Source organism: Streptococcus sp. HMSC073A12 (assembly GCF_001812815.1).
Lineage (GTDB): Bacteria > Bacillota > Bacilli > Lactobacillales > Streptococcaceae > Streptococcus > Streptococcus vaginalis.
The window spans coordinates 1-252 of record NZ_KV810562.1; the positions used below are offsets into that span (position 1 = coordinate 1).

Here is a 252-nt window from a genome sequence, read left to right on the forward strand (position 1 = left end):
AGCGATCAGGGCTCTGTCTACACCTCAAAAGCTTATTACCAGGCTTGCACAGAAAAAGGCATCACCCGCTCTATGTCCCGTAAGGGAACACCAGCAGATAATGCCTGTATCGAATGGTTTCATTCTGTCCTAAAGTCTGAAACCTTCTATCTCCATAACTGGAGAAACTTAACCAAAGATAGTAGAACAGATATTGTTAATCTTACATCATATTTTATAATGAAACTAGAATTCAACAGAGATGAAACGACC

The 252-nt window shown here is 39.7% G+C and carries 1 pseudogene; it reads left to right on the forward strand.

Annotation, left to right across the window (positions count from 1 at the left end):
* Window positions 1-245: pseudogene (locus HMPREF2876_RS10330) on the forward strand (IS3 family transposase); the annotation flags it as partial.
* Window positions 246-252 lie beyond the last annotated feature (7 nt).